This is a genomic window from Okeania sp. SIO2B9 (assembly GCF_010672505.1).
GTDB lineage: Bacteria > Cyanobacteriota > Cyanobacteriia > Cyanobacteriales > Microcoleaceae > Okeania > Okeania hirsuta.
This window is the reverse complement of record NZ_JAAHGK010000318.1, coordinates 1-6392: the sequence shown is the minus strand read 5'-3', so window position 1 is coordinate 6392 and position 6392 is coordinate 1. Positions and strand designations below refer to the sequence as shown.

Annotated in this window: 5 protein-coding genes; 4 read left to right on the top strand and 1 reads right to left on the bottom strand. The window is 34.1% G+C overall.

Annotated elements, in window-relative coordinates; all coding sequences use genetic code 11:
• From F6K13_RS13150 to F6K13_RS13140, 3 genes are all read left to right on the top strand, one after another.
• The coding region (locus F6K13_RS13150; RefSeq protein WP_287287593.1) for an MBL fold metallo-hydrolase at positions 1–759 on the top strand (759 nt) is incomplete at its 5' end.
• Between the two features lie 83 nt (positions 760–842).
• Entirely contained in the window at positions 843–980 is a 138-nt protein-coding gene (locus F6K13_RS13145) for a hypothetical protein (protein ID WP_161564954.1), read from the top strand.
• A 128-nt stretch (positions 981–1108) separates the two neighbouring features.
• Entirely contained in the window at positions 1109–1330 is a 222-nt protein-coding gene (locus F6K13_RS13140; RefSeq protein ID WP_287287591.1) for a hypothetical protein, read from the top strand.
• 69 nt (positions 1331–1399) lie between these two features.
• Here the strand turns inward: F6K13_RS13140 and F6K13_RS13135 are convergent, their stop codons facing one another.
• Positions 1400–2251 (bottom strand): tetratricopeptide repeat protein, encoded by an 852-nt coding sequence (locus tag F6K13_RS13135; protein ID WP_282433613.1) that lies wholly within the window; start codon positions 2249–2251, stop codon positions 1400–1402.
• A gap of 1444 nt (positions 2252–3695) precedes the next feature.
• On the opposite strand from F6K13_RS13135, the gene F6K13_RS13130 reads away from it, so the two are divergent.
• Entirely contained in the window at positions 3696–5567 is a 1872-nt protein-coding gene (locus F6K13_RS13130; protein ID WP_124146303.1) for a tetratricopeptide repeat-containing sulfotransferase family protein, read from the top strand.
• Positions 5568–6392: the final 825 nt, after the last annotated feature.

Genomic DNA, 6392 nt, shown 5'->3' with positions numbered 1-6392 from the left:
AATACTTCCTGCATAGAAATGCAAATAGCTGGTAAGCGGCTGATATTTGATGGTGGCACTGGTCTACGAGAATTAGGCGAGGAAATGATGCAGGAAATGCCAGTAGAAGCTTATATGTTTTTTACTCATTATCACTGGGATCATATTCAAGGTTTCCCTTTATTTACTCCTGCTTTTACCCAAGGAAATAGTTTTCATATCTACGGAGCTATACCTCCAGAAGGGGAGTCAATGAGAAAGCATTTTATACAAAGGGTTCTACATTATAACTCTCCTATTCCTTTAAATGGTATCCAGGCTGACTTACGTTTTTATGAGCTTCAGCATGGGGAAAAAATGATGCTGGATGATATTGAGATTGAGACTGGTTCTCTGAATCATCCTAATACAGCAATGGGATATAGAGTGACATGGAATGGACGGACGGTAGTTTATTGTTCTGATACAGAACATTTTCCCGATCGCTTGGATGAAAGTGTGGTAAATTTAGCCCGCAATGCTGACCTATTAATCTATGATGCTATGTACACTGATGATGAGTATCATAATCCCAAGTCTTCTAAGGTAGGTTGGGGACATTCGACTTGGCAGGAAGCAATCAAAGTAGCTAAAGCGGCTGAAGTGAAGCGGGTGGTAATTTTTCACCATGAACCTACTCACAGTGATGATTTTCTCGATGAAATAGCAAAAAAAGTCAAAACAGCTTTTCCCCAGGCAGTTATGGCCCGCGAAGGTTTAGTCCTGCCAATGGGAGTTTAAAAAGCGTTTTCTGGCGGAATGCTGCGCAAACAGCAATTCAGCAGTTCAGCGGTCAGCTCTGCAAACAGATACCTAATTAGGGTTTGCTGAAAAAGTCTTTTAGTAGGAGACAGGAGACAGGAGACAGGAAACAGGAGACAGGAAGAACAGGGAATGAGCGAGGAGGTAGGAGTAAGAATTGTAAGAGTGATTTTTCTACCATAGTCAGCCCAAAATACTAGCTTTTTGCAGCTGTTGGCACCGAAAAGCTGGCACTTTTTTGAACCCCAAAAAGGCTAATACCTTTATTTATCAATACTTTGAGAATTAATCAGCAGAGCAATAATTAGGGTTTGCTGAAAAAAGCAGAGTGTGGGGACCCACCCCTAACCCCTCCCAGGAGGGGAATGTGGGGAGGGTGGGGAGAGCTGAGAAAGTAGGAGGAATAATTGTACCTGTATCTTTCTGTGCTTATCTGCCTTTTATCCTGACTTTTTGGTCACTCAAGCTGAAAAGTTGGCACTTTTTTTCGCTCCAAAAAGGCACTTACTTTTATATGTCAGTGTTTTTAGATTTAATCAGCAAACCCTAATTATATGCACAAATTTTTAGGCTAATAGCTGAAGCGCTAATAGCTGATAGCTAGTTAAAATAACTACTTTTAGTACAGGTTTAATAATAGCTGCTTTCGATATTCTTTACTGGTAGAGTTATCATCTCCTAAGATATTAAATATTGCCAGCATTGCTTTGCGTGCGCCGTCATTTTTATATTTACGATTTCTGGTGACTATATCTAAAAATAATTTTAGTGCTTCTTCATAGTTAGCTGATAGTGTTAAGCTACAAGCTTGAGCATACATTTTATCTAGTTCACTATCACCAGGATTTTCTACTTCTTGTTTAAAGTGAATTAGTCCTTTTACTGCTTGTATTTGGGGATAAAACTCTCGGTTATTTTCTCCAATAGTTTCTATTAGTTTTTGAGCTTCTTCTAATCGATTTAAGCTGACTAAAAATTTTGCAGCTTCTATGATTAAGCTAATGTTACGAGGATATTTTTGAAAAAGCTGGTCTAAAAGATTTTTTGCTTGTTTTAATTCACCAGATTTTGTCAAATTTCGCAGTGTTTCTAATTCTGTTTCTAGTTCTGATTTTAGGTTAAGTTCACCTAGAAAATTTCGTAGTTTTGGCTCTGATAGAACTCCTACAAAACCTGGTTTAACTTCTCCTTGAGTTACAATTTTAACATCTGGTACTCCCTCTACACCATAAGTTTGAGCTAATTCGGGATTATGATCGACATCCACTTTAGCTAAGATAAAGTCATATTCTTGAACCAACTTTTCTAAGATTGGTTTAAGCATTTTACACGGACCACACCAAGTAGCGTAAAAGTCTACTAAAATAGGTTTTTTGTGGGAATTTTTTAATACTTCGGTGGCAAAGGTTGTGTTGTCAACTTCTATAGATATACCCATTGAATTCCTAGAATATTTTGTGTTATTAACTATTATGTCATTATGTCGGAATTGAGCAAATTTTTGACTATATAATATGAAATAGGTGAATGTTTGCTACAGGCAATTGATCGGGAGATAGAGAGATGTGGAAATGGGGGAATGCTAAAATAGCATAATTACTTGTATTTCAGATAAAATTTATCTTTTATTCTCTCGCTCAACTTATTTATTGAGGTTTTGTGAAATAATTGTAGTATTATTTTTTGTATTTCATATAAGGTTAAAATTTTCAATTATTTTAACCTTGCTACCCTAGAATTTGTATCAAGTTTGAATAAGTGCGTTATCAATAAAAAAAATCTTGTTTATAGTTATGAGAAAGAGAGATTATACAAAGTCTGGTTTATCAAACAGATTGATGATTTTTCCCTATTTCCTGTTCTCTCCTTTAAAAAATATCATATTCGTATAATCAGTTATGATTAAGATTGCTTTAGTCAGAGTTTTGTTGGAATATATGTAGAAAGTTACCATTTCTTAAATTACTGTAAATTGCAAGTATATGAAGTACAAATATTGTAAGACCTCGCCCTTAAGGACGGAGTTTGAATTTTTGTGGTGTGGGCATTTTGTCCACGACTTATGTACCTCACATATATCATCTGCGCTTGAATACTTATAAATTAAGAGAGTAGGGAGTAGGGATAATAGGGATATTTGCCCTGTGTAAAAAGATAGGTTTTTTTCATCACTAAATTATCCGGACTTGATATTAGATGAAATCTGCTGTAGGTATTAGGTAAGGCGGTAAACTTTTCTCATCTAGAATATTACCTATAATCTACAAACCTTGTTTGATATAGCAGAAGGAAGAAGGCGTTTAGTTATCTAGGAGAGAAGGAAAAATATTGCGTTGTCTGAGTTTTAAGCTTTTGATATGTCTTATACCAAGGGTGTTAACGAAGTCAGAAGTCAGAAGTCAACCCACCCCAAACCCCTCCCAGGAGGGGAAGTCAGAAGTTATTTTTGTAACGGGGATTTTGAGCAACCCTCCAAAAATATTTCGCCTTAAAAGGCGGGGTTTTAGACCCATATTATTTTGATAAATATTTGCTACAAGTAACTAGGTTATTTCTTAGGCAGTAAGTGGTAGAGGCAAACCGCCGTTTGCCCGTACAGGTAGGGGAGCTATCGGATTGGCGACGTACAGAATGAATAGCTTTAATATCATTTATTAGGTCATAATTTATCTTTTTCATCCAATGGACATCTCCTATAAAGTCTTTATAATTGCCCTTATTATTAGTAACATTATTTTTCCAAATTGGTATTAACCTTTCCTTCGACTGCTATAGCACTACGCAAATAGGTTAGGACATTCCTCTATTTCCTATTCTTTACTGCCTACTCCCTACTCCCTTTTCACTCAAATTTATTGTCCTAACCAAAGAAGGTACTGCTATATAAATGTACCAATTACCTATTACCAATTTTTATGTCATCAAGCACTAACTTCAATCCGAATACACCTGAAGAGTATGCCAAACTTGCGACTATATATGCTAAACAGAAAAAATGGGAGTTAGCAATTGAAAACTACCGTCAAGCTATTATATTAAAACCTAATTTTTCTTGGTATTACTATCACTTAGCACAAGTTTTACATCAACAAGAAAGCTGGAATGAAGCTATAAAATATTACTATCGCGCTATAGAGTTAAACCATAATTTTTCTTGGTCTCATTATAATTTAGGAGATGCTTTAAGCAAATTACAAAGATGGGAAGATGCTGTTAATGCTTACAAAAATGCAATTAAAATAGAACGAATTTTTCCTTGGTCTTACTATAATTTAGGCAATGCTTTAGTAGAGTTACAAAAATGGGATGAAGCGATATATAACTATATTTATGTGGTTAAGTTACAGCCAGGAGCGCCAGGAATTTACAGTAAATTAGGAGATGCTCTAGAACAAAAATATAATTCAGATATAGATGCAGCAATTCAGGATTATCATCAAGCTATTCAGCATCAAGGGCAACATCTTATTTACGATAAATTACTGGAATTTTTACAAGATAATCCAAATTTATTTGTAGAAATAGCAAATAATTTAGCTAAAGCAGATAAGAATAATGGGGCGATTATTTTTTATAAAATAGCTTTAGAGGTTAATCAAGATGACTTAGAAATTTGCCACAAACTACAGCAAGTTTTAGATAAAAAATACCAGTTATCCCAAGAAATTTTAGAACTCCGCAAAAAAATAGAATTAAATCCAAATAGTAAGTCTTATTATAATTTGGGTATTGCCCTAACTCGACAACAAAAATGGGATGAAGCAGTTGTAGCTTATCGTCAAGCTATTGAAATTAATCCAGACCTATCTTGGTGGTTTTATTACAATATATGGGAAGCTTTTGCGAGAGAGGATCAACTATCAGAAATACTAACTTTTTTCCAGAAATTTCACAAGTCTAATCCTGATTCTTATTGGTCTTACTTAAATATAGGAGAGGCTTTAACTCGTTTGAATAAAATTGAAGAAGCTATACCTTATTATCAAACTACTTGTTATCAGCAAACTCAGAAGTTATACCCTGAATTAGTATCTCAACCATGGAATTTAGAAGAAGTACAAGGACCGAATTTTATCATTATTGGAGTTCACAAAGGAGGTACTACTTCCCTTTATAGTTATCTGACTCAACATCCACAAATTGTTCCTCCGATTAAAAAAGAAATGGATTTTTGGTCTTGGAAATTTAATGAGTCTATAAATTGGTATTTAGCTCATTTTCCAGCAATTTCAGAAAAGAAAAATTTTCTCACAGGGGAAGCTAGTCCTAGTTATTTTGATTATCCGAATGCTGCGAGAAGAATTTTTCAAGTGTTTCCTAAAGTTAAGCTAATTATACTATTAAGAAATCCTGTGGATAGAGCCATATCTCAATATTATCAATGGCTACGATTAAACTGGGAAAATCGATCTTTTGAGGAGGCAATTCAATTAGATTTAGAGCAGTTAACAAAAGCTCCTGAAAAAGTTAATTACTGGATGAAGGAATTAAATTATTTAGCACGAGGAGTATATGTTGAATTTTTTCAGGAATGGATGAGTTTATTTCCACGGGAACAATTTCTAATTTTGAAAAGTGAAGATTTTTATGCTCATCCAGAAGTTACTATGGGGAAGGTTTTGAAATTTTTAGATTTGCCAGAATATCAACTCTCAGAGTACAAAAATTATAATATAGGAAATTATTCTCCTATTGATTCATCAATTCGTAGAAGTTTAAATGATTATTTCCAAATTCATAACCAAAGATTAGAAGAGTATTTAGGAATGAAATTTCACTGGGATTAGGGGTAAATTCAGTGATCAGTTAACAGTTATTAGTACTTCCTGGAATAGGCAGGCAAGAAAATACTGAAAATTCTTTGTTATACCCTGAAAAAGGAAGGCTTGAGACCCGATATTTTTGTCAAAAAAAGAGAGATTGAAATTTGAGTGGGTGACAATCAGGTTATGAGATTATTTCAAATATTTATTGATTAATTGGTAGTCCTGCATAGTAATTGTATACAAGGAACAAGAGATGTTTGGCACAGAAGCAAGATGCTTCCACTGCCGTACTTCGTAACAAAAATAATGCAATGCACGACCATTACAATGCACCACCACGGATTAATTAATCCTTAGGAGTTTAATGATTATTTCCAAATTCATAACCAAAGATTATGAAGAGTATTTAGGAATTAAATTTCACTGGGATTAGGAGTAAATTCAGTGATCAGTTAACAGTTATTAGTACTTCCTGGAATAGGCAGGCAAGAAAATACTGAAAATTCTTTGTTATACCCTGAAAAAGGAAGCCTTAAGACACGAAATTTTTGTCAAAAAAAGAGAGATTGAAATTTGGGTGAGCTACAATCAGGTTATGAGATTATTTCAAACATTTATTTATTCATAAATCTGTAGGAGTTTCAATGATTATTTTCAAATTCATAACCAAAGACTAGAAGAGTATTTAAGAATGAAGTTTAACTGGAATTAGGAGTCAATTCAGTTATCAGTTACAACCTATTCCATGTAAGTGTGGTACAGTAATTCTAGTAGATTGTCTCAAAAAGAATGAAAACTTAATTCCATACTTCAACAACTATTTAAAAAACTAATCCTACTGTACCA